General features: G+C 54.2%; 18 protein-coding genes and 4 pseudogenes. 16 read left to right on the top strand and 6 right to left on the bottom strand.

The features are described 5' to 3' along the window. Positions 1-295: 295 nt before the first annotated feature. Both ACYZTW_RS16670 and ACYZTW_RS16665 read left to right on the top strand, forming a co-directional pair. Positions 296-1,252 carry an ABC transporter substrate-binding protein gene (locus tag ACYZTW_RS16670; RefSeq protein ID WP_462000928.1) on the top strand — a complete coding sequence of 319 codons (957 nt, stop codon included), beginning with the start codon at positions 296-298 and terminating at the stop codon, positions 1,250-1,252. Positions 1,253-1,304: 52 nt separating this feature from the next. Continuing rightward, positions 1,305-2,630, top strand: a complete 1,326-nt coding sequence (locus ACYZTW_RS16665) for an LLM class flavin-dependent oxidoreductase (RefSeq protein ID WP_462000927.1) — start codon at positions 1,305-1,307, stop codon at positions 2,628-2,630. Positions 2,631-3,182: 552 nt separating this feature from the next. Here ACYZTW_RS16665 and ACYZTW_RS16660 read toward each other — a convergent pair. Continuing rightward, positions 3,183-3,839, bottom strand: a complete 657-nt coding sequence (locus ACYZTW_RS16660) for a hypothetical protein (protein ID WP_462000926.1) — start codon at positions 3,837-3,839, stop codon at positions 3,183-3,185. Positions 3,840-4,352: 513 nt separating this feature from the next. Continuing rightward, positions 4,353-4,757 (bottom strand): annotated as a pseudogene (locus ACYZTW_RS16655) (ATP-binding protein); the annotation flags it as partial. A 362-nt stretch (positions 4,758-5,119) separates the two neighbouring features. Between ACYZTW_RS16655 and ACYZTW_RS16650 the strand changes: the two are divergent. Beyond that, positions 5,120-5,790: pseudogene (locus tag ACYZTW_RS16650) on the top strand (AraC family transcriptional regulator); the annotation flags it as partial. Positions 5,791-5,978: 188 nt separating this feature from the next. Here ACYZTW_RS16650 and ACYZTW_RS16645 read toward each other — a convergent pair. Continuing rightward, positions 5,979-6,902, bottom strand: a complete 924-nt coding sequence (locus ACYZTW_RS16645) for a LysR family transcriptional regulator (RefSeq protein WP_462005770.1) — start codon at positions 6,900-6,902, stop codon at positions 5,979-5,981. A gap of 105 nt (positions 6,903-7,007) precedes the next feature. Here ACYZTW_RS16645 and ACYZTW_RS16640 point away from each other — a divergent pair, with 105 nt between their 5' ends. From ACYZTW_RS16640 to ACYZTW_RS16625, 4 genes are all read left to right on the top strand, one after another. Then, positions 7,008-7,760, top strand: coding sequence for an SDR family NAD(P)-dependent oxidoreductase (locus ACYZTW_RS16640; protein WP_140678581.1), 753 nt, complete (start codon positions 7,008-7,010; stop codon positions 7,758-7,760). Between the two features lie 138 nt (positions 7,761-7,898). Beyond that, positions 7,899-8,150, top strand: coding sequence for a nuclear transport factor 2 family protein (locus ACYZTW_RS16635; RefSeq protein WP_462000925.1), 252 nt, complete (start codon positions 7,899-7,901; stop codon positions 8,148-8,150). Continuing rightward, the gene (locus ACYZTW_RS16630; protein WP_462000924.1) at positions 8,147-8,431 is read left to right on the top strand and encodes a hypothetical protein; all 285 of its coding nucleotides are present in this window, start codon (positions 8,147-8,149) and stop codon (positions 8,429-8,431) included. Before ACYZTW_RS16635 ends, ACYZTW_RS16630 begins: the two co-directional genes overlap by 4 nt. 340 nt (positions 8,432-8,771) lie before the next feature. Further along, entirely contained in the window at positions 8,772-9,176 is a 405-nt protein-coding gene (locus ACYZTW_RS16625; protein ID WP_462000923.1) for a nuclear transport factor 2 family protein, read from the top strand. 50 nt (positions 9,177-9,226) lie between these two features. On the opposite strand, the gene ACYZTW_RS16620 is transcribed toward ACYZTW_RS16625, so the two are convergent. Further along, entirely contained in the window at positions 9,227-10,132 is a 906-nt protein-coding gene (locus tag ACYZTW_RS16620) for an AraC family transcriptional regulator (protein ID WP_462000922.1), read from the bottom strand. A gap of 96 nt (positions 10,133-10,228) precedes the next feature. Between ACYZTW_RS16620 and ACYZTW_RS16615 the strand changes: the two genes are divergently transcribed. From ACYZTW_RS16615 to ACYZTW_RS16605, 3 genes are all read left to right on the top strand, one after another. Further along, positions 10,229-10,570, top strand: a complete 342-nt coding sequence (locus ACYZTW_RS16615) for a carboxymuconolactone decarboxylase family protein (RefSeq protein WP_462000921.1) — start codon at positions 10,229-10,231, stop codon at positions 10,568-10,570. A 174-nt stretch (positions 10,571-10,744) separates the two neighbouring features. Further along, positions 10,745-11,332, top strand: coding sequence for a reactive chlorine resistance membrane protein RclC (rclC, locus tag ACYZTW_RS16610; RefSeq protein ID WP_140678591.1), 588 nt, complete (start codon positions 10,745-10,747; stop codon positions 11,330-11,332). Between the two features lie 323 nt (positions 11,333-11,655). After that, positions 11,656-12,426, top strand: coding sequence for an alpha/beta fold hydrolase (locus ACYZTW_RS16605; protein ID WP_462000920.1), 771 nt, complete (start codon positions 11,656-11,658; stop codon positions 12,424-12,426). Between the two features lie 213 nt (positions 12,427-12,639). On the opposite strand, the gene ACYZTW_RS16600 is transcribed toward ACYZTW_RS16605, so the two are convergent. Then, positions 12,640-14,142 carry an aldehyde dehydrogenase family protein gene (locus ACYZTW_RS16600; protein ID WP_462000919.1) on the bottom strand — a complete coding sequence of 501 codons (1,503 nt, stop codon included), beginning with the start codon at positions 14,140-14,142 and terminating at the stop codon, positions 12,640-12,642. Between the two features lie 436 nt (positions 14,143-14,578). Here ACYZTW_RS16600 and ACYZTW_RS16595 point away from each other — a divergent pair, with 436 nt between their 5' ends. The 4 genes from ACYZTW_RS16595 (at position 14,579) to ACYZTW_RS16580 (ending at position 17,812) form a co-directional block, all read left to right on the top strand. Beyond that, the gene (locus ACYZTW_RS16595) at positions 14,579-14,812 is read left to right on the top strand and encodes a hypothetical protein (RefSeq protein WP_462000918.1); all 234 of its coding nucleotides are present in this window, start codon (positions 14,579-14,581) and stop codon (positions 14,810-14,812) included. A gap of 45 nt (positions 14,813-14,857) precedes the next feature. After that, positions 14,858-16,219 carry a glutathione-disulfide reductase gene (gene gorA / locus ACYZTW_RS16590; protein ID WP_462000917.1) on the top strand — a complete coding sequence of 454 codons (1,362 nt, stop codon included), beginning with the start codon at positions 14,858-14,860 and terminating at the stop codon, positions 16,217-16,219. A 42-nt stretch (positions 16,220-16,261) separates the two neighbouring features. Beyond that, complete coding sequence (locus ACYZTW_RS16585) at positions 16,262-16,885, top strand: hypothetical protein (RefSeq protein WP_462000916.1); 624 nt, start codon at positions 16,262-16,264, stop codon at positions 16,883-16,885. A gap of 303 nt (positions 16,886-17,188) precedes the next feature. Beyond that, entirely contained in the window at positions 17,189-17,812 is a 624-nt protein-coding gene (locus ACYZTW_RS16580) for a glutathione S-transferase family protein (protein WP_462000915.1), read from the top strand. A gap of 507 nt (positions 17,813-18,319) precedes the next feature. Here ACYZTW_RS16580 and ACYZTW_RS16575 read toward each other — a convergent pair. Continuing rightward, a pseudogene (locus tag ACYZTW_RS16575) lies at positions 18,320-19,165 on the bottom strand (IS3 family transposase); the annotation flags it as partial. On the opposite strand from ACYZTW_RS16575, the pseudogene ACYZTW_RS16570 reads away from it, so the two are divergent. Both ACYZTW_RS16570 and ACYZTW_RS16565 read left to right on the top strand, forming a co-directional pair. Next, positions 19,162-19,803 (top strand): annotated as a pseudogene (locus tag ACYZTW_RS16570) (LysR substrate-binding domain-containing protein); the annotation flags it as partial. The pseudogenes ACYZTW_RS16575 and ACYZTW_RS16570 sit on opposite strands and share 4 nt — an antisense overlap. Positions 19,804-19,943: 140 nt before the next feature. Beyond that, positions 19,944-20,573 carry a glutathione S-transferase family protein gene (locus tag ACYZTW_RS16565; RefSeq protein WP_462000914.1) on the top strand — a complete coding sequence of 210 codons (630 nt, stop codon included), beginning with the start codon at positions 19,944-19,946 and terminating at the stop codon, positions 20,571-20,573. Positions 20,574-20,582: the final 9 nt, after the last annotated feature.

Raw genomic sequence — 20,582 nt, 5'->3', positions numbered from 1 at the left:
CGCCCTGCATGGCGTTGAGATTGGTATTCCATAACTGAGCGAACTTTCCAAGGACGTTGGTTGTTGATAGTTCATGCAATTACTGCATTTTTATGGAATTACGTTATGCGTAATGAGTATTTTACGCGTTGAGGTTAGGGCCTCATCGTATAAAGCAGGCTGCTTTCAGATTTAATCGCTATAAAGCTTCGGCATGCCTATAGAGCCGTTATCGGCTCGTCCATTCCTACGAATAGTACCGAGACCGCGCGTGCGGATCGACCTGAAATGCCTGAGAAGGCATCTGGAGACGAACGTGCGTTATCTGACGAAACTGGCGGCCGGGATGGCCGCTGCATTGCTGTGCCTTGCTGCGAACGCGCAAACGCTGGTGGTGGGTGACCAAAGTTACAATGCCCAGGCCGTGATGGAGGCGGCGGGGGTACTTGACGATTTGCCTTATACCCTTGAGTGGAAGCAATTCACTGCAGGGTCGCCTGTCGCCGAGGCGCTCAACGTCGGCAGTCTTGATATCGGGTTGCTCGGTGATGCGCCAGCGCTGTTCCTAGGCGCATTGGGCGCACCGATCAAGGTTATTGCAGTAGGCCGGCAAAATCTCGGTGGTGTGGCAATTCTTGTAAGAAAGGATTCGTCGATCCACAGTCTTGCGGATCTGAAGGGCAAGCGCGCGGCCATTTGGAAAGGCTCTTGGAGTCAGCAGCTACTTCTGACCGCGCTGGATAAAGCAGGTGTCGCACGAGACTCGCTGGATTTTCGCTATCTCAGCGCGCTGGATGCCTCCCACGCGCTGGACGGTGGGTCAGTTGACGTCATCGCTACTTGGGAACCCTACGTCACGCAGCAGGAACGGCAGGGTGCGCGGATTCTGGCCACTGCTGATGGATTGATCCCGGCCCAGAGCTTCATCGCCGCCAACGCCAATTCAGTCGACGCCAAGCGCGCGCAAATCAGTGATTTTCTCCAGCGTCTGAAGAAAGCGCGTGATTGGACTCTACAAAATCCAGCCAATACTGACGCTTATGCTGATGCATGGGCCAAACGCACTCGGGCTGACGCTGAAATCGCGCGTGCCTGGTTTGCCCGAGCGCGAACGACCGTCGAGCCACTGAACCCGCAGGTGCCTGTGGAGGCGCAGAAGACCGTAGACTTTTTCGCAAGCCTGGGTTTTGTCAAGTCCTACCCTGCAGCCAACCTGTTCGATAATTCATTCGCTGCGTCCTTGCAGCCAGCCTCATCCAAAGCTCGGCCCTGAACGCTTCAGCCCGCATTGATGACTTCCCTGATCCATAAGGAATATTTTTGAAATGACAAAAAGACAGATCAAACTGGGCGCTCTGACGATGGGCTGTGGTGGGCCAGGCCGCCACAACCTGTGGCTTGATCCTGAATTGCCAGCCGATGCCAGCGTTAATGTCGACTGGTACATCGACATTGCGCGTCAAGCCGAGGCGGCACTATTCGACTTGATGTTTATCGTCGACAGCCAGTTCATCACACCTGGGTCGCCATCCCACTACCTAAATCGGCTGGAGCCGCTGACGCTGCTATCAGCGATTGCCGTGAGCACTCGATATTTAGGTTTGGTTGGTACGCTGACGACTTCTTACAACTCTCCCTATAACGTAGCGCGGCGCCTGGCATCACTCGACCTGATCAGCAAAGGCCGTGCGGGCTGGAACGTCGTCACCAGCGGAGATGCCGGCACCGCTGGCAATTACAGTCGCGACGAACATTACGATTACGACACCCGCTACGGCCGGGCGGCCGAACACGTCCAGGTTGTCCAGGGCCTGTGGAACTCTTATGAGGAGGATGCGTTCGTGCGCGACAGGGCGACGGGCCAGTTTCTCGACCCAAGCAAACTGCACAGTCTGAATCACAAAGGCGAACACTTCTCTGTGGTCGGCCCGCTGAACATTCAACGTTCACATCAAGGCCAGCCGGTGATCTTCCAGGCCGGCGATTCGGAACAGGGCCGCGATCTGGGCGCCGCCACTGCAGATGTGGTCTTCACCCACGCCGCCAGCATCGAGCAGGGCCAAGCTTTCTACCGCGATATCAAGGGCAGGGCGGTGCGACTTGGCCGCGATCCTGAGCAATTACTGGTAATGCCCGGTGCCGAAATCTATGTGGGTGACACCGATGGGCATGCTCGTGAAATCGAGCAGCACTACCATCAGGCCGACCATAGCTTTGAGCTCGCGCTGAAGGAGTTTGGTCGCAACTTCGGTTGGCATGACTTCAGCCAGTACGACCTCGATGCTCCGTTCCCTCAGGAGAGTTTGGAGTCTGCGCGCAGCAGCTTTTTCACCGCTGCCAAACGTATCGCTGATCAGGCACGTGAGAAAGGTTTCACGCTGCGCCAGGCCGTAGAGTTCGGTCGACAGCTGCGCCCGGGTGCCTTCGTCGGAGCGGCTGACACTGTCGCGCAGAAGATGACTGATTGGTTCGAAGCTCGAGCGGTGGATGGTTTCAACATCTACATCGGGCACCCGGAGCAGTTCAACCGCTTTACCAACGAGGTCATACCGCTGTTGCAAGAGCGCGGTGTGTACCGCAGGGCGTATGAAGGTACGACCTTGCGTGAAAGCCTGGGTTTGGAGATGCCTCAATTCGGGCGGAAAAGATAGTCACACTATCGAGTACCAACTGACGAGCTATGGACGGTGTACTGCAAATAGCGGTATGGCGTAGAGAGAGAGCGAATGGCGCTGCCCACCACCCAACAGTGCTGATGCAGTGCCGTTGATGGAGGCATCGCTTCTTCGGGCACTTGGGCCCGGCTCACGCAGTCAGGCAAGAATCTCTTTCACTATGGACGCCACATTTCTAGCATCGTCTATCCCTCGGTGATAGGTAGATGAGGAAAGTCGCGAGCCATTATTTAGGCCTTGGCTTACATTGGTTATAGATATCTACACACGCGTAATCTTGGGTTACTACATCGCCTATCATGCGCCATCTATTTTAACCGTTAGTTGCGCGATTACTCATGCGGTGTTGCCTAAAAATCGATATCTGCAAAACTTGGGCTGCACCAATATAAAACATCCTTTTTTTGGTGTGCCCGAAATACTCCACATGGACAATGCATCAGAGTTTCGGACTCCAAAACTTCAGCGAGCGTGTGCTCTTCATAACATCATGCCCGAATGAAAGCCCCCAGACCTTCATTCCTTCTGCTAAGGGATCAATTTTGGACTGCTGGTTGGTTCCAGTGATCGATCAATTAACTTTTTCAGAATAAGAATCCAGTGATCAGCCTCTTTTGCCGTCATGTTCATGACAATCTTTGGATTTTGAACATCGTTAACTCTCATGTGTAAACCCCGTTCTTCAGCTCGTGCGGCTATCGCTTTGAGATTGTCTGTAAAGGTTTCCTGCGCCACAGCCAGATCTCTGCCGTAATATTTTGTTGTAGTCATGCCAGGATCGTAAAAATAATACTCGATAATGTCGGCCACATTAATGGTAACCGAAGATAGGATTTCCATAGTTGGAAGAGCTTTTGTGTACGAAATTAGGCTGTTTCTGGCATCTACAGCGATTGAGCCATTTGCGTTATAGTGATAATAGTCAACATTTTTGAGAGAGGACACTGTTTGAGTATTGATATTTTCCAATACTTCATTTACTAAAAGTATTCTTTTGTCAGCTGATTTTTTGATCAAAAAGGCTGGAATTGCAAATGCTGCTCCAATACCTATTAGAGCGCTTCCGGAGTAATACCAGGCTACAGGCATGATGATACAGAAGGCCAGGAACCATAGTGTTATGTTTGAGGCTAATGTCATCATGTAAATTTGTTTTTTTGATATTTCGTCTGTAACAGTTTTCACGGTCAGCCCTTACTAGTGGAGTCTTATTACGGGTGCTCGCGTGGATACGTAAGGCCAGCCTAGATGGCTACATGCTACTACGTGAATTGCCAGGATCCAAGCGAGCTGGTGAAGGGAGTTTTCGATGCTAGGCGTTGTTCACTTCCCCGCAATGCCATTTCAAATAGTCCGGGGGGAGGGGGTCTATAAAGGCGGTAAGTTGAAGGAGAAACCCATATCTCCGTTCGAGGTACAGCTAAACAGTGCCAATCCTAATCTTCAGCCTGCCCGATCGGCATTTTTCGATGTATAGAAATTTGAATCTGTTTGGTTTCAACACCATACCGCCTTGCAAGGGCTTGTGATTGTCGGCGCTGATTGAAAACTGACCCACCCTGCCGATTGAAAATTGACCCAGGGCGGATTGCTGATTTTTGCATCAACAATTGTGGATAAGCTTAGCAGCAGTGTCCCGGTGATAGATGCACGAGCCCCACCGCATGGAGTCATGCGGCAGGGTATTTTCGGTGCAGATCAAAACGGCTCATCGTCCTCGGCACCATCATCGTCCTTGCGCTTTCGTTCACGTGATTTGATCTTTGTCTGGGCGACCAAGCTGCTGTGTTGCAGACGGTAGGACTCGTTGCCCGTTTCAACGATGTGGCAGTGGTGCATCAGCCGATCCAGCAACGCAGTGGTCATCTTGGCGTCGCCAAACACACTCGACCATTCTGAGAAGCTGAGGTTGGTGGTGATGACGACGCTGGTTTGCTCGTACAGTTTGGACAGCAGGTGAAATAACAGTGCACCACCGCTCTGGCTGAAGGGCAAATACCCCAGTTCATCGAGTATCACCAAGTCTGTCCGTAGCAGCCCTTGAGCGATTCGGCCCGTCTTGCCGTCGTACTTTTCGCGCTCCAGTAAATTGACCAGATTAACTGCGTGAGTGCTTCTCTTCTAATCGTGTACCGATTCAGGAACAATTTTTTTCATGGCACAAAGTGGGCGTATGAAATGAAGGGCCAGCGGGACAACTTTGAGCATGCTTCCAACCTGCTCGTAGGAGCACTGGACGTGGTGAAAAAACTCAGACCTCTGTGAGATAGGCTTGATTTGGTCAGTAAGGATCCGCGGGCGTGCCAGTTTGTTTTTTTGCTGGCCGAGCCGAAAATGGGCCAGGCGCCACCCGTGCAGACTGACAGCGGTGCCCGCCTGTTGAGCAATGCTCCCTAATTGACTGACAGCGCGACCCGATCCACGGGCCACTGCCAGCGATAGGCGTCGATCGGCGAACATGGCCCAGTCCAGGCAAACGGGGCGAGGCTGTCAAACCTCAATTGGTTGCCGGTGGCACGCAACCGGTGCATCGCATTGGAGGAGCCAGTCCTGATCTGGAGATGCTTTGTGGGAGCTTTCATTACAGCCGAGCGTCGCTGCTGTTTGCAGCATGGCCAGCCTACTTGGTGATCCCTTGCGGATCAGAGCCAGCTAGCGAACCGCTATCGGCACTGGTAGCGCTTTTACGCGCAGAGTCGAGTGGTGAGCAGGCTGGCTCCAAATTCATGCTCGATGCGCTATCCCAAGCTTTGTTTACCTTGCTACTGCGCGTTCACCTAGCAACGCACCGGCAGACTAGCGGCACATTGGCGCTGCTCGCAGATAAGCGTTTAGGCCGAGCTTGGCAGAATACGCTGGAGGATCCGGGGCGCGATTGGACCATTGAAGCCTTAGCAGAAGCGGCCACGATGTCACGAGCAACCTTCATGCGTGCATTCGCGAAGGTTGCCGGACATCTCCATGGGTGCTCTTAACCCAGATTCGGATGGAGCTGGCATTCAGTCTGCTCAGCCGATCACACCTCGGTCTAATCGACATCGCCGAGCAGGTTGGGTATCAGTCTCAAGCGGCGTTTAGCAAGAAATTTAAGGAAATCTACGGGGAGGCGCCGGGTCGAGTTCGTAAAGCGATTTAGCTCACGTGTCTCCATCATCAAACAGCGCGAGTTCAAACCGGGGACCGTTTGAAGCCTTCAACGAACCTCTTCGCTGCTAGCTTCACCATCGAATATCCGTCATCAGTAACCTCAGCCAAATCACCGATTGTACAGGCCGCTTCCCAACGGCCGACATTTGCCAAGTTTATGCTTACCCACCCGGGAGCCTAAGAGCGATTATTCATGCGCCACGCCGGATCAGATAATTCGGCTATGAGAAAATCCGCGAGCACATCCACTTTGGCTGGCCGGGTGCGAGCAGTCGGCGTCACAAAATACAGGCCTCCTTCCTGCATGCTCCACTCTGGCAGTACCACTTGAAGTCTTCCGTCGCGAAGATACTCACTGGCTACGAATTCCGGAAGTTCAGCAATGGCAATTCCTGCAAGTACGGCAGGGATCAGGGCTTCCACGTTCGTGACACGAAGTGAGCCAGTGGCCGAAACGCTGACCTCATCTCCTGATTTATTGAGTAAACGCCAGACGTCACTCTGGGCTCGATAGGCGTATCCCAGGCAGTTTCGACCGACGAGTTCATGCGGGTGTTTTGGATGACCATGCTGTTTGAGGTATCCAGGAGACGCCACAAGATAGCGAGCTACTCGGCTAATTCGTCGTGCCACTAGCGACGAATCGGGAAGTATGGCGATCCGCATCGCAGCATCGAAGCCTTCCCCAATGAGGTCGACTGACGCGTCGGACAAGTGGAGATCGACTGAAACTTCGGGATAAGCGAGAAGAAATGCCGGTAGGATTGGGGCCACCCAGCGGACGCCGTAAGTCATCGGTATTGCCAACCGTACGATCCCTCTAGGTTGTGACGAAAGTTCGCGTGCGATATCCTCTGTTTCTTCAGCCTCTCGGTACAGGCGACTAGCGCTTTCCGCTATGTTGCGTCCGAACTCTGTGAGTGCGAGCTGTCGGGAGGTCCGATTTAAAAGACGGGCACCAAGCCTTTCTTCCAAGCGTCCAACTCCTCGTGAAACCGTCGCGACGGAGACACCCATCACCCTCGCAGCCGCCGCAAAGGAACGCTCCTCCGCTACCTTTGCAAACATCGCTAATCCTTCAAAATCCGGCATCTTTGACATCGACAGTTCTGCAATGATGGTTTGCAATCAATTCTATTTCGAAAGGTAGGGTTCGTCGATATTCTTTGGTCATGCGCTTTCCGGCGCCAACCTGAGGAACGTCAAATGTCACGCAAACTTGAAGGTAAAATCGCCGTCGTCACCGGCGGAACCAGCGGCCTTGGATTGGCAACCGCTATTCGTTTCGCTAAGGAAGGTGCTCATGTTTACATCACCGGTCGGCGCAAAGCTGAGCTTGATGCTGCTGTTTTAGCTGTCGGCAATGCAACCGGCGTTCAGGCCGACTCTTCCAAGCTGGATCAATTGGACGCGTTGTACGAACAGGTGAAAGCACAACACGGTCGTGTTGACGTTTTGTTTGTGAACGCCGGCGGCGGTGAAATGAGCAATCTGAAAGATGTCACTGAAGAGCATTTCGACGACACCTTCGGCCGAAATACCAAAGGCGTTCTTTTTACGGTCCAAAAGGCGCTGCCACTGCTGTCCAAGGGAGCTTCCGTGATTCTCACTGGCTCTACTGCGGGTAGTGTTGGCACCCCAGATTTCAGTGTTTACGCCGCTTCGAAAGCAGCCGTAAGGTCCTTCGCCCGTAACTGGATCCTCGACTTGAAAGGTCAGGAAATTCGCGTGAATACTCTTAGCCCTGGTCCGATCAAGACGCCAGGCCTCGTAGAATTGGCAGGCCCAGACGCGGCACAGCAGCAAGGTCTGCTGGATCACTTTGCTTCATTGATTCCAATGGGCCGCGTTGGCGATCCAGATGAAGTCGCAAAGGTAGCAGTATTCCTGGCCTCTGATGATTCAAGCTTCGTGAACGGCAGTGAAGTATTTGTCGACGGCGGCATCGCCCAAATTTGATCCGGAACGTATTGGGAAAGTGTGAGCTTTCCCAGTACTGGTCAATCTATTAACAACAAGATTGATTTGAAATGGACACCAAATTGGGTCGCGGCAGCGGTTGAGCATTCAAATGAATAACGAAGACCAAACGCAGCAATGATAGATGTCGCCAAGCTTTATTTTATTAAAGGTGATGCTGGCGATCTGACAATATTGGACCTTTTTAGTGACGATGTTCAGCTGTATTTTCCCAAGTTTGGAACGCGTATTGGGAAAAATGAGATTGTTGCATTTATTCAGGGTTTGATGGGGGATCTCGGCGGCCTAAAGCACGAGGTAGAGCACTACAACTACATCGCACTGGGAAATACAGTGGTTGTAGAGGGAGCCGGGAGAGCGGAGTCATGAAAAACGGCTCGCAATGGCCAGTTGAAGGGCGATCCGAAGGTCGGTTTTGCAACGTATTTGAGTTTCAAAAAAAACGACTGACAATGGCTGCCGATCCTGCGCGTGTTATTGGCGCCCAATGGCTTAATCGGGCGGTGAGTGCTTACTTCAACTACCTCGCAGTGCCAGGAAACTTGAAGCTGTTGAGTGGCTTCAGGAAGCCATACGCCGACACCGGCGTCAGGATCTCGGGCAACGCAGCTAGCGAAATCGGCTGCAATGGTCTCGCTTCGGGTGGCTGACAGATCACTACATACCGAGCCCAAAGAGTGCGCACCCGTACCATCAGGATCGCTTCGCTTCACGCACTTGCGGCAGGAGCCGTATGCGGTAGGTCTGCACGTACCGATCTGTGCGGGTGGGGCAGGTGACTGCCATCCCTACCGCGACCAAAAAAGGCTCATATGGTTACCATTGCAAGGCTAATCACCACCGGGGTGGCGCTTAGCTTTAGCAGTGATCGCAGTAGTGTTTTTAAGGCTGCTGGTGCATGTCGCTGAGATTATCTGTGTCCAGTGATCTAACCTCTGCTTCGACGCCAACACTATCTAATCCTTCAAAACGACCAGAGATTTACTGACGATGAACGGGCAAGCCAATTTCGAATTCGCACAGGACTTTTTGCAGAAACTGGGCAGTGGCGACGCTGAGGCATTAGCGCTCCTATTCGCTGAAAATGCGAATTGGGAAATTGCGGGTGACGTGGGAGCGCTACCTTGGCTCGGCAAGCAGCAGGGCAAAGAAGCAATTGTTAATTTCGTAAGGGACACTGCGACTCTGCTCACCAGCGAGAGCTTCACTGTTCAGGATATTTTGGCGAATGAACATCGCGCAATGATCCTGGGTGCGCTTGCATCACGGGTCAACGCCACGGGCAAACTCATTGAAACATCATTTGTGCTTGTGCTGGACATCAGCAATGGGCTGATCAGTAGTTTCAAGATGCTCGAGGATACGTTTGCCGTGTCGCAAGCCGCTCGAGGCTGATCCGTCCTATCGAGCGCATTGTTCTCCGGCAAATGGAAATGTCGGAGAAACTAAATTCCACGCCGCACCCGTCCCGGCGCCTCACCATAAATCTCCTTGAATTTCTTGCTGAACACGGCCTGCGATTGATACCCAACCTGGGCTGCAATATCGTTCAATCCCAAGTGCGAGTGACTCAGTAGGCTGAAGGCCAACTCCATTCGGACCTGCGTAAGCAACACCCACGGCGATACGCCAGCCACCTTAACAAAAGCCCGCATAAAGGTTGCACGAGACATACTCGCAGTCTCGGCCAGGCCCTCTATTGTCCATTCGTAAGCAGGGTCAGCCAACATCGCCTGCCAGGCGCGACGCAAACGTTTATCACTGAGTAATGCAAGCGTGCCGCTGTCTTGACCGTGACTTGCTAGGTGTGCGCGCAGAATCAAAGTGAACAACGCTTGAGACAACGCATCCAGCAAAAATCGAGCGCCCGCCTGGTCGCCATCTGCTTCACCGCGCAACATCTCGACCAACGCCGCTAATGGACCATTGTCCGGTAAGGCTCCACTGGGAATCACCAGATACTCAGGTAGAGCTGCAAACAACATCGAAGCCCGATTGTAGTGAAAGCCACCGCACAGCATGTCCAGATCTGTGCTGACACTCCCAATGCGGTATGTCGGCAAAACCCCACCAGAGACGAGTTTTGGTGATGTTGGCTGAACAGTTTTCCCAAGACTATTCATGACATGTGGTGCGCCCCGAGGTAGCAGCAATATGTCACCGGCGCGCATGGGGAGGCGCTGGCCATCCGGAAACTCCACTCGGCACGCTCCCTCCAACACAATGTGATAGGGCGCTTTTCCCAAGACCTCCTGCTCGTGATCTCGAGCCCAATCCCCTTGAAACTGACAACGCAGATCCAGGCTGCCTCGAACGTTAGCCAATCTGATGAGTTTATCGATTGAATTCATTTGAGAGCTTCGCAGAAAAAACTGAGCGGATATCTCGCCACAGGGGAAAACTGAGCGTGTTGAAACAGTACACCAACCCGCTCAGGAGTTAATGCAATGTTCAGTAACTGGTCCGAATTGTTGCCCACCATCCAGAAAGCCTTCGGCGCACTGGGCAAGAGCAATCCCACAATGGTCAAGGCTTACATGGCCCTCGGTGAATCCGCTGCCGAAAACAATGTACTGGATGTCAAGACACGCGAGCTGATCTCGATCGCCGTTGCCGTCACTACTCGCTGCGACGGGTGTATCGCTGCTCACACGAACGCTGCGGTCAAGGCTGGCGCGAGCCGCGAAGAGGTGGCTGCGACGCTGGCGACCGCTATCTCGATGAACGCGGGCGCTGCATACATCTATTCGTTGCGCACGCTTGAAGCGTATGACACGTTGAAAAACTAGTATCACATGCGTTCACTTGGAGCCTCGTCACTGCAAAGTGTCGAGGCTTTTTTACGCCATCAAAATGTCTAGGACACCTTGAGACGATCAAGCAACAACTTGAGCATGACGAACAAAAGCACCGTTCGCTAACACCGCAGACTACCTCCACATTCAATCTTCTGGAGAAGTCTCATGCTCACTTCATTTACTGCCTGGTTAAGATTAATCAGCAAACTGGATACCTTTGGCGCATCGCTCATGCGACTGGCAATCGGCGTTGTGTTCCTGTGGATCGGAGCGCTCAAATTCGTACCCTACGAGGCGGATAGCATCACACCGTTTGTCGCTAACAGCCCGTTCATGTCGTTCTTCTATGAACACCCGCAAGAGTACAAGGCTCACCTGACCCATGAAGGTGAACTGAACGTCGAGAAGCGCGCATGGCAGACAGCCAACAACACGTACGGGTTCTCGACCGGGCTGGGTGTTGTCGAACTCCTGATTGGTTTGTTGGTGCTGTCCAACCCTATCTCACGACGCACTGGGCTGCTCGGTGGTGCATTGGCCTTCGGCACGCCACTGGTGACCCTGAGCTTTCTGATCACCACGCCCGAAGCCTGGGTGGGTGCTCTCGGCGACGCTCAACATGGGTTTCCCTACCTGTCCGGTGGCGGTCGCCTGGTACTCAAAGACGTGTTGATGCTGGCGGGCGCTCTTCCGGTGATGGCGGACTCCGCTCGGCAATTACTCCGCGAACGTCGCGTTTTGATCGTCACTTGATACAAGGCCGGATAGTGCCGTCCTGTAGCCCACATCTTGGGGTAGGGCGGCCAAGTGAAAAATTGCTCGCATTAGCCAGCGACTAAAACCCAGAAATGACCAATAACGCCATCGACCGCTTGCGCGAAGGTGTCCAGCTTTATGGCTTCCATCTGTGATTCCGATTTCGTTATTGAGCACCACTCTTTCATCCGGTGAAATACCGCATTGTCATTGGTAGTCATTCCGCTCTATCGCCGATGTGTCGAGTATTTACGTGCGCGGAGACAGCGCTCTGACTTGAACCTCTCAGCAGAGCAGCTCTGCACGATGGAGTACCGGTGATGTCCCTATTCAAATACCTGACGCTGCTAGCATTGCCGTTGATGTTTGGCTTCGGCCATGCTCAAGCGGAAATGCCGAAAATGATGTATCGCCAAGTGACGGTCGATGGCGTGAATATCGCCTATCGAGAAATCGGCGACGTCAACGCCCCGGCAGTGCTGTTACTACATGGAGTACCCAGCTCATCACGCATGTATGACGGACTGATGCGGCAATTAGGCGACCGCTTTCACTTGATCGCACCGGACTACCCAGGATTTGGCAATAGCGATGCGCCTACACCGGATCAGTTTGTCTATACGTTTGATCACCTCGCAACGTTGATCGAACACTTCACCGATACCGTCGGGCTCAAGAAATACAGTCTGTTCATGCAGGATTACGGTGCTCCAGTCGGTATGCGGCTGGCGATGGCGAGACCGCAGGCGGTGACTTCCATGGTGTTCCAGAATGGCAACGTCTACGCCGACGGTCTGGGCAAGATGTGGGAGAGCCGTAAGGCCTACTGGGCCGACCGTAACGCGTATGAGGCCAAGTTCCAGGCGGCGCATCTGTCCGTTGACGTAACCCGGCAGCGCCACATCGGGAGTGATCCGGACGTCTCGGCGTATAACCCTGATCTATGGCAAGACGAAGTAGCGTTCCTCAATCGCCCTGGTGAAGGTGCGATTCAGATGGCGTTGATTTATGACTATCGCACGAACCTAGAAGCCTACCCGAGTTGGCAGCAATGGCTTCGTGAACATCACCTACCCACACTGGTGATCTGAGGCAAGCATGACCTAGCCTTCACTGTCGCAGGTGCTGAGGCATTCAATCGAGACTTGCCCGACGCACAGATAGCTATCCTCGACGGAGGACATTTTGTGATGGATACCCGACTGGATGAGGTCGCTGCCCTTACCCGCCAGTTCCTGATCAAGCAGTAACGAAAAACGCACGCCCTGGTGATACCAAGGCGTGCGCTAAATGCTGTCTATGCCTTAACGTTTGACCGACAAATCGGTCTGAGTCATGCGGCTGCGAATGGTGAACACACCATCGCCCGAGAGAATCGCGCTACGCGCAAAGAGGCGCCCGCTCTCCCAGTTCGATAGGCCCAGTTCCGGCTTGTTGAGGGCGTACTGGCCATCGACCCAACGGGTAATGCCGTTGCCGACAAAAGGCGCGTTGACCGCATTGTAGAAACGCTCATGGGCCGCTGCGTCTTCGCTGATCAATGACACAGTGAACTGAGGGCTGTAGCGGTTGAACAAGGCGATGGCGCAGTCCAGGTCGTCGACGATTTTCAGGCTCACTTCCGGGGTTTCTTCCCACTCCCATTCCCGGCCCAACTGATCTACAGGTAAGGATTCGGCCAGTGCTTCGGTGCGGTAGCCTTCGGCGCGATAGACCTCGACGGTTGCACTTTGCCAATCCGCGGGAAGGTACTGTTCGCTGCCCTCGACGACGTGCAACTTGCATCCCTGACCCCGTGCCTTGCCGGCCTGTTGCAGCGCGTCGAGAAACAGCGGCACCAGTTCAGCAGCGCGGTCGCGGTGGATCAGGCAGACATTGAGGGTGTTGCAGACTTTACGGTCGAGGGAGTTGCTCACCACACTGGCGAAGCGCGTGGCATCGGCCCCGGTATCGGCGATCAGCCAGGCACCACCGGTGCCGTGCAGGCTGACGGCGGTGCCGGCCTGTTGGGCGATGCTGCCCAATTGACTGACGGCGCGACCCGAACCACGGGCCACCGCCAGCGACAGGCGCCGGTCGGCGAACATCGCCCAACCGGCCGCGTGATTGACGTTTTCCACCAGCGACACCGCGCCAGTCGGCAACCCGGCGTCGCTCAGTGCCGGATTCAGCGCGTGGGTGACGATGGCTTGCGCCGTGCCCAACGCATCGCTGCCAATGCGCAACACCGCCGTGTTACCCGTGCGCAACACGCCGGCGGCGTCGGCGAAGACGTTCGGCCGGCCTTCGAAGACGAACGCGACGATGCCCAAAGGCGAGACCACTTGCTCGACTTTCCAGCCGTCATGCTCGATGCAACTGACCACTTTGCCGCGCGTGGCCGACGCATCGCGCCAGGCCCTGAGGCCGGCGATCATGTCGCGGCGCATGCGTTCATCAGCCAGAAGGCGCGTGGTGGAGCGTCCGCGGGCCTTGGCCCGCTCGATGTCGGCCAGGTTCGCCGCCTCGATCAAGGCCCAGGAATCGGGGGTTTCCAGACGTTGGGCAAACAGATCGAAGAACCCGCTGATCGCCTGATCCGAGACCGCCGACATGGCGCTGAACGCCGCTTCGGCGCGCTCGATCGCCACGGCAGCCGCTTGCTGATCCGCCACCGGGATCAACAACAACTCGCCGCTGACCTGTTCCACCAGCAGGTGGTCTCCGGGCTGGAAGCGAGCCGCCAGTTTGGGGCTGACCACAGAGACACGATTACCCGCGAAAGGGATTGGCGTGCCAGCGACTAGACGTTCGAGCGCAAGAGACATGAAGCGGTTTCACCATGGTGTGGACGGCCAGGAAGGGGACCGATCGGGTTTATCCGTAGCTCGGCAGAGAGCTGATTTTTTCCAAGGACACTGTTGGCTATGTGTCCAGAAGATTCTCCATTTTAACTTCATGCATCTCAAAGGACACCAGATGCATTTCAGTACATTGCGATGCCTCCGCTTAACCAACGGTGCACTCGAACCAGGAGGTGTTTCGGAGACTTGGAATTTTGAGACTATCAATGACCTCGCATAAGACGCTGACGCCAAGCCTGATCAGTATGTTCAGAACAACGCCTCGCTGGATTATTTCACTCAGCACAATTAAGTCATGACATCCCTGCTGGTTCTCTAATTGCCCATACATGGTGAGACTGAACGCAGAAGCAATTGACCCATTTCGGGTTAATGCAGTGTCCATCCAGGGAGTCCCCACATGATTGATGTCGCTCATTCCTACGACGGTAACCCTTGGTTGGATACTCCAGTCATGGCCCATACCGAATACGAAGGCGGCTTTTTGCTGCCCCAATTGATGGGAGCGCTGGCTAGCGAATCTAGAGCGGCTCATGTCACGCACAGATCCAGCACGCATCAGAACAAGGCGTCGGTCCTGAAACTATGCGCCCCGATTTTGCGTGCATTGAAGCTTCGTTTTTCTCCCCTATAACGACATTCGGCGCCCATGTGTTGTGCGACCTTGCAGAGAATTGAGATGACCTACGACTTTGATTTATTTGTGATTGGTGCAGGTTCCGGCGGTGTCCGTGCAGCGCGTTTTGCCGCAGGGTTTGGCGCGAAAGTGGCGGTTGCCGAGAGTCGCTACCTCGGTGGTACATGCGTCAACGTCGGTTGCGTACCGAAGAAACTGCTGGTCTATGGGTCCCATTTTGCTGACGACTTTGAACAGGCCGAGGGCTTTGGTTGGACTGCGGGCAAGGCACAATTCGACTGGGGAAAATTGATCTCCAACAAGAACCGTGAGATCGAACGACTCAATGGTATTTATCGCAAACTGCTGATCAACAGCGGCGTAACATTACTCGAAGGTCATGCACGACTGACCGACGCGCATCATGTGGAAATCAATGGACAGCGTTTCAGCGCCGAACGCATTTTGATTGCAACAGGCGGCTGGCCACAAATTCCGGATATTCCAGGTCGCGAGCATGCCATCACATCGAATGAAGCATTCTTTCTGGAGCAACTGCCCAAGCGAGTACTGGTGGTGGGCGGCGGTTACATCGCCGTCGAATTCGCCGGCATCTTCAATGGCCTTGGTGCCGACACCAGCCTTCTGTATCGCGGTGATCTATTCCTGCGTGGGTTTGATAAATCGGTTCGCACGCACCTGGTGCAGGAGCTGACCAAGCGCGGACTGCAATTGGAATTCAACACCGATATCGTTCAGATCGATAAACAGTCTGACGGTAGTCTACTGGCGACGCTCAACGACGGTCGTCAACTAGAGACCGACAGCATTTTCTACGCTACGGGGCGGCGGCCAATGCTCGACAATCTGGGCCTGGAAAATACCCGAGTCGAACTCAATGACAAGGGTTACATCGACGTCAACGACAACTTCGAAACCCGCGAGCCATCGATTCTGGCGTTGGGTGATGTGATCGGCCGAGTGCAACTGACCCCAGTCGCCACGGCGGAAGGCATGGCGGTCGCTCGTCGATTGTTCAAACCTGAAGAATATCGTCCAGTAGATTACCGCCATATTCCCACTGCTGTGTTCAGCCAGCCCAACATCGGAACCGTTGGACTGACGGAGGAACAGGCGCTGGAGAATGGCCACAATGTGACCGTTTTCGAAAGCCGATTCAAGCCGATGAAACTGACCCTCACGGATTCGTCTGAGCAGACGTTGATGAAGCTGGTGGTGGATGCTGTTACCGATCGGGTCTTGGGCGCGCACATGGTGGGTCCCGACGCCGGAGACATCATCCAAGGGCTGGCCATCGCGTTGAAAGCGGGTGCGACCAAGCGCCTATTCGATGAAACCATCGGTGTGCACCCGACCTCGGCAGAAGAATTTGTGACCCTGCGTACACCTGTCTCTGGCAGATGACAGCAGACGGCCAATCCAAATACTTTTTTCAAGAGCGTTGTTATGAAAGTCCAATTACCTCATTACGAAGGCTGGTCGCTGTTCGGTCTGCTGTGTTTGCTGATATTGGTGATGACGGCGTTGATACTGGCGCTGAATCCAGATTTAGTTGAAGGTCTACGTAGCGCAATCCGCGCCACCGCGCGCACCTCGTTTGCTCTGTTTCTTGTGGCTTTTACCGCCTCTGCATTCGCTGTTTTGGTACCGTCCCCGCTTTCCAAAGCGCTTGTGCGCGAGCTTCGTTTCATTGGTCTGGCATTCGCGTTCTCTCACCTGCTGCATGCGGTATTGATCTACAAGTACGGTCAGCTGAACACCGAGTTCTGGCCCGGTCGAAGCACTATCACCAACATCCCTGGCACGCTTGGCTATTTGTTTATCCTGTTGATGACAATTACGTCCTTCAAGACCACCACACGTCTGATTGGTCGCAAGACCTGGAAGACCTTGCACCTCACCGGTATGTGGGTGCTAGCAGCAGTTTTTGCTTACTCCAACTTCAAACGCATCCCCCTGAGCGCTTGGTATGTATTGCCGTTTGGCATCATGTTTTCGGCAATTGCCATTCGGGTTGTGGGTAAGCTCGCACAGAAGAACAAACGGAATCAGCCTCGCGCTTTTACTTGAAATTCGATTTGGTTTGAGCGGAGCAGGGGAGAGCGTATGTCGATAAATATGGTCGTGAACATTCCGTTCACTCGTCATTGGATTGGTCTACATTGAATGGGCTTGCCTAGGTGTACGTCACCACCAACATCGGTTACAGCACCGTCAAATTGACGTTGACCTCCCTCGCGGCCTGCCTGCCGCCGTTGCTCCCGTATACCGACAAGCTCGTTTTGATGTGTTGCAGACTCGGTTCCTCTGGCATCGCAACACTGCTTACAAGCCAGGGGCTCGATAACGTCCATCTATGTTGGAGCACGCGTCATGAGCCTTACTCTCTACGGTTTTGACGGCAGTCCATACGTTCGTACGGTGAAAATGCTGCTGAAGGAAAAAGGAGCGGAATTCAATCAGTTACAGGTAAACGTGATGAAAGGTGAACCGCATCAGCCGGAACACCTCGCACGGAATGCGTTCGGGAAAGTGCCGGTCATCGATCACGACGATTTCAGGGTGATTGAAACCAGTGCGATCATGAGCTACCTGGATGAAGTCCTGCCTGGCATTTCACTGACGCCCAAAACTGCTCGGGACCGCGCCAGGAGCCACATGGCCCAGGCGATCTATGATTCCTATGGTTATGGTTCGATGGCCTCCGTCTTCGGTTATTACCTGTTCCCCGACTTCATTGGCGGGCAGAACGACGCCTCTCGCCTCCAAGGCATCGAGAAATCGAAACTGGTGCTCAGCGAGTTGATGAAGATCAAAGGTAACGACCCGTTTCTGGGTGGGCCAGCCTTAAGCATCGGCGACCTGTACCTGGCACCGGCATGTGCTTACTTATCGATGACGCCGGACGCAGAGGAAGTATTTGCCACAACAGGCTTCGCTGACTGGTGGACACGAATTCAGGAACTCCCCAGCTTCAAGGCCACACCACCGCAATAGTTTGTAGGGTGATCTAAGAAATTTTGCCCTGCGTAACGACGTAACGTCACCCTTCGATAAGCTTGGATCTGACATTCAAAATCCCTCTTTGACGTTTTTACACATCCTCGATTGAGGTAGTGTAAAAACGTTTTTATGCGACTGGAGTCCAGTTTGTTTTTCGCGTCGCACATCAATCCGCCGGAATAACCTTCGGCAGTCTACTAAGTCCAACCATACCCATTTTGGTGCGTGGACCCAGTTTGGTGCTTTGCATTTCATAACACCGTTTAACATCTCTTTACTCGTTGCCACGTCTTCGGACACTCATAGTTTTCCCTTCTCCCGCTCATAACCTGATCAGGTGTCACTGATCTCGTTGCCAGCCCACGGAGTTGAAAAATGACAGACCAATCTCCGCTTTCCCATGATGAGGCGACGCGCCGTAGCCTAGTGCTAATCGGCCTAGGCGCAGCCATTACCACCGTGTCGGCGTTTTTCAAGGTAGTTGTCGCGTCCACCGTCTCGCTACGCGACTTTTACCACTACGGTTAGCTCCCTTTCGGGGTTCAGATACACCGTCCCGATCGGGTTCCAGTTACGCGTTTCACCCGACCACCGTTCCGGCCTTCTTTCTCGGGCAAGCCCGTAGATCACGCCCCGGCGCGCCAGGATCCCTTTGTCTTTCCCGTCGTGGCGTTGAGCCGGGGTTACGAAGCGGATTCGGCTGTGACGATGCACGGTGTTGTACCAGGTCATAAAATTCCTCACCCAGATTCGCGCATCATCCACACTGGTGAACCCATCGTGCGGCCATTGCGGGCAGTACTTGAGCGTTCTGAACAGTGATTCCGAGTACGGGTTGTCGTTGCTCACCCGTGGTCGGCCGCGCGATGGAGTGATGCCCAAGTCATACATTTTGGTCAGCAGCGTCACCGATTTCATCGGCGCACCATTGTCCGAGTGCAACACCAAAGGCTGACGCCAGCATTTTTCAAGCGTTACGCTTCTCTGTAGTAACGCTGCTGCTTTTTCGCCGCTCTCGGCTTCATGGACTTCCCAGCCCACGGCCTTGCGGCTGTAGATATCCTCGATCAAATAGAGGTAGTAAAACTTTCCGCGAACCGGCGATGGCAGATAGGTGATATCCCATGACCACACCTGATTGGCCGATGTCGCTGCGTAAGTGGTCGGTGCCTCATGGCGATGCGGTCGCTTAGCTCGGGAGCGATGATGCTGCTGACCTGCCGCATGCAGCACGCGATAAAAGGTCGCCTCCGAGGCCACGTATCGTCCCTCGTCGGCCAATTGCGGCACGATCTGGCTCGGTGGCAGATGCGCATAGGCTTTGCTGTTGCACAGCGTCACGATTGCAGGATGTGAAGGATCTGTCCCGCGGCACCCTGCGCCTGGCCATGACACCGACGTTCATGGCGTACCCGGTAGGACCGTTGATGCGCGACTACATGGCTCTCTATCCAAATATCCATCTGGAGATCTTTGAACTCTCCATGGCCGATATCGAAACCGGCCTGGCGGATGACTCACTGGATATCGCCATTGCGTTTGATGAGGTGAGAAACCCGGACATCGAAACGATCCCAGCTTTTATTGAAACCCTGGGGCTGGTGGTGGGGCGGGATCATCCGTTATACGACTGTAAGAAACCGTTGACTGCCGAGCAGGTCGCTCAACTGGACTTTGCGTTGCTGACTCCCGACTTCGCCATCCGCATCTGTATTGACGAGTACTTCGCCAAGACGCAGATCACACCCAAGGTGGTGATCGAGGTCAATTCGGTCAACACTTTGCTGGAAGTCATGCGGCACACGGCAGTCGCCACTATTCTTCCGGAACCCATCGCTACCCAGGACCGAGCCCTGCGCAGGATCGCGCTGCTGGACAAGGGGCCACGGCGCGGAGAAGCCCTGTTACGGCGTAAAAACAACTATCACAGCGCGGCGTCAGTCGCCTTTATGGACCTGATGTTGGGAGTGTCGGTGGGTCAGTAGGTTCGGCAAAAAAATGATCATTACACGCAATGAAATGCTGGATTGTAATTGCTGGTCATTCCGCTGTTTACGAGAGGAGGGGAAGATAACTCCATCGACGCGATCACCGGGTCGAACTCAGACAACAATCGGAGCACGTCATGTCTCAGCAAACGATCAAACTTTATCGTCACCCTTTGTCTGGCCACTCTCATCGGGTCGAACTGATGCTGTCCCTGCTGGGACTGCCAACCGAACTGGTATTCGTGGATCTGATGAAGGGCGCGCACAAAGCGCCTGACTTCCTGGCTCTCAACCGCTTTGGCCAAGTGCCGGTGATCGATGACAACGGCACTGTCCTGGCAGACTCCAACGCCATCGTGGTTTATCTCGCCGCCAAATATGGCAAGGGCCAATGGCTGCCGACCGACCCGGTAGAGCAAGCCAAGGTTCAACGCTGGTTGTCGGTGGCCGCCGGTCAAATCAATTCGGGCCCTGCCACCGCGCGATTGATCACCGTGTTTGGTGCCGGTTATGACGCCGAAGAAACGATCAAACGTTCTCATGCCCTGCTCAAGGTCATGGAGGAAGAGCTGGGTCAGAGCAAATTCCTGGCCGGCGACAAGCCGACCGTCGCCGATGTTGCTGCCTACACTTACGTGTCCCACGCACCGGAAGGTAACGTGGCGCTTACTGACTACCCGAATGTCCGTGCCTGGTTGAGCAGCATCGAAGGGTTGCCGAACTTCGTTGGCATGCAACGTACTGCTGTAGGTTTGCAAGAGGCTTGACTCGATTCT

The sequence above is a fragment of the Pseudomonas sp. LB3P25 genome (genome assembly GCF_054897985.1).
Note: the sequence above shows the minus strand (reverse complement) of the source record. Positions and strands in the feature narration are given on the sequence as shown.

Coding starts and splice junctions, on each gene's coding strand:
- ACYZTW_RS16620 (WP_462000922.1), bottom strand. CDS start 10,132: ATGAATTCAATCGATAAACTCATCAGATTGGCTAACGTTCGAGGCAGC.
- ACYZTW_RS16595 (WP_462000918.1), top strand. CDS start 14,579: ATGATTGATGTCGCTCATTCCTACGACGGTAACCCTTGGTTGGATACT.
- gorA (WP_462000917.1), top strand. CDS start 14,858: ATGACCTACGACTTTGATTTATTTGTGATTGGTGCAGGTTCCGGCGGT.
- rclC (WP_140678591.1), top strand. CDS start 10,745: ATGCTCACTTCATTTACTGCCTGGTTAAGATTAATCAGCAAACTGGAT.
- ACYZTW_RS16565 (WP_462000914.1), top strand. CDS start 19,944: ATGTCTCAGCAAACGATCAAACTTTATCGTCACCCTTTGTCTGGCCAC.
- ACYZTW_RS16605 (WP_462000920.1), top strand. CDS start 11,656: ATGTCCCTATTCAAATACCTGACGCTGCTAGCATTGCCGTTGATGTTT.
- ACYZTW_RS16635 (WP_462000925.1), top strand. CDS start 7,899: ATGATAGATGTCGCCAAGCTTTATTTTATTAAAGGTGATGCTGGCGAT.
- ACYZTW_RS16625 (WP_462000923.1), top strand. CDS start 8,772: ATGAACGGGCAAGCCAATTTCGAATTCGCACAGGACTTTTTGCAGAAA.
- ACYZTW_RS16630 (WP_462000924.1), top strand. CDS start 8,147: ATGAAAAACGGCTCGCAATGGCCAGTTGAAGGGCGATCCGAAGGTCGG.
- ACYZTW_RS16580 (WP_462000915.1), top strand. CDS start 17,189: ATGAGCCTTACTCTCTACGGTTTTGACGGCAGTCCATACGTTCGTACG.
- ACYZTW_RS16600 (WP_462000919.1), bottom strand. CDS start 14,142: ATGTCTCTTGCGCTCGAACGTCTAGTCGCTGGCACGCCAATCCCTTTC.
- ACYZTW_RS16585 (WP_462000916.1), top strand. CDS start 16,262: ATGAAAGTCCAATTACCTCATTACGAAGGCTGGTCGCTGTTCGGTCTG.
- ACYZTW_RS16640 (WP_140678581.1), top strand. CDS start 7,008: ATGTCACGCAAACTTGAAGGTAAAATCGCCGTCGTCACCGGCGGAACC.
- ACYZTW_RS16665 (WP_462000927.1), top strand. CDS start 1,305: ATGACAAAAAGACAGATCAAACTGGGCGCTCTGACGATGGGCTGTGGT.
- ACYZTW_RS16615 (WP_462000921.1), top strand. CDS start 10,229: ATGTTCAGTAACTGGTCCGAATTGTTGCCCACCATCCAGAAAGCCTTC.
- ACYZTW_RS16645 (WP_462005770.1), bottom strand. CDS start 6,902: ATGTCAAAGATGCCGGATTTTGAAGGATTAGCGATGTTTGCAAAGGTA.